We start from the raw sequence: 1,438 nt of genomic DNA on the forward strand, positions 1-1,438 counted from the left end.
GCTGAAATCCGTGGACAACGGCCAGATGGAAGCCGCCGAGGCACTGGGCATGCGCAAGAGCAAGGTCATGTGGCGGATCATCCTGCCCCAGGCCATGCGCGTGATCGTCCCCCCGACCGGCAACGAGACCATCGGCATGCTCAAGACCACCTCCCTGGTCCTCGCCGTCCCCTTCACCCTGGACTTGACGTTCGTGACCAGCGCCATCGCCAACCGCATCTACCTGCCCATCCCGCTGCTGATCGTGGCCGCGTTCTGGTACCTGGTCATCACCTCCCTGCTCATGGTCGGCCAACACTTCGTCGAACGCCACTACGGCAAGGGCGTGGACAACGTCACCATGGCCCCCGTGAAGGCCACCGCCGCAACGGCCGCCGCCCACCACGAACCGCCCGCAGCCGGGCACCGCGCCCGCAACGGCGAGAACGAAGGGGGCAAATGATGCCTGAAACGACCAGCCAACCCGCCACCGGGCAGACCGACACCAGGCCCGCCCTCACCGGCGCCCCCCTGGTGCGCATCGAGGGCGTGCACAAGCTCTTCGGCCACCACCACGTCCTCAAGGGCATCGACATGACCGTCCGGCACGGGGAGGTCGCCGTCATCATCGGCCCCTCCGGCTCCGGAAAATCCACCCTGCTGCGCTGCGTGAACCTCCTCGAGACCATCAGCGCCGGACGGATCTACGTCGGCGATGACCTGATCGGCTACCGCGAGGCCAACGGCCGCCTGCACGACTTGAACGCCAAACAGATCGCAGCCCAACGCCGGGAAATCGGCATGGTCTTCCAACGCTTCAACCTCTTCCCCCACAAGACCGCGCTGCAAAACGTCATCGAGGCACCCACCCAGGTCAAGCGCCAATCCAAGGCCGCAGCCCGGCTCAAGGCCCTGGAACTGCTCGAAACCGTGGGGCTGGGCGACCGGGCCAACTTCTACCCCTCCCAACTCTCCGGCGGCCAGCAACAACGCGTAGCCATCGCCCGCGCCCTGGCCATGGAACCAGAACTCATGCTCTTCGACGAACCCACCTCCGCCCTGGACCCCGAACTCGTCGGGGACGTCCTGGAAGTCATGAAAAACCTCGCCAAGTCCGGCATGACCATGATCGTCGTCACCCACGAAATCGGCTTCGCCCGCGAAGTCGGCGACACCCTGACCTTCATGGACGGCGGCGTCGTCGTCGAATCCGGCAACCCCCGCGAAATCATCGCCAACCCCCAACACCACCGGACCCAGGAATTCCTCTCCCGCGTCCTCTAACCCCCCGCCCCCCGCAACTGGGTCGCAGTTGTTGCCGTTATTCCAGGAATTCCACCCGAAAAACGGCAACAACTGCGACCTAGACGCTTAAAGCGGCGCGGACGCGGGCGTGCAGTTCCCACAAGCCATCCCGGGTGGCTGCGACCTCAACGATGCTGCGCCCACGCACCGGCAC

2 protein-coding genes are annotated in these 1,438 nt (G+C 65.5%); both read left to right on the forward strand.

Annotated features, from left to right (window positions below):
* A partial coding sequence (locus G6035_RS19480) for an ABC transporter permease subunit (RefSeq protein ID WP_176618755.1) occupies positions 1-442 on the forward strand: 442 nt, incomplete at its 5' end.
* The gene (locus tag G6035_RS19485; RefSeq protein ID WP_371131080.1) at positions 442-1,263 is read left to right on the forward strand and encodes an amino acid ABC transporter ATP-binding protein; all 822 of its coding nucleotides are present in this window, start codon (positions 442-444) and stop codon (positions 1,261-1,263) included. The genes G6035_RS19480 and G6035_RS19485, both read left to right, overlap by 1 nt.
* Positions 1,264-1,438: the final 175 nt, after the last annotated feature.

Source organism: Arthrobacter sp. SDTb3-6 (assembly GCF_013376095.1).
Lineage (GTDB): Bacteria > Actinomycetota > Actinomycetes > Actinomycetales > Micrococcaceae > Specibacter.

Excerpts from the sequence above, each read along its gene's own strand:
- G6035_RS19485 (WP_371131080.1), top strand. The coding sequence starts at position 442 with ATGCCTGAAACGACCAGCCAACCCGCCACCGGGCAGACCGACACCAGG.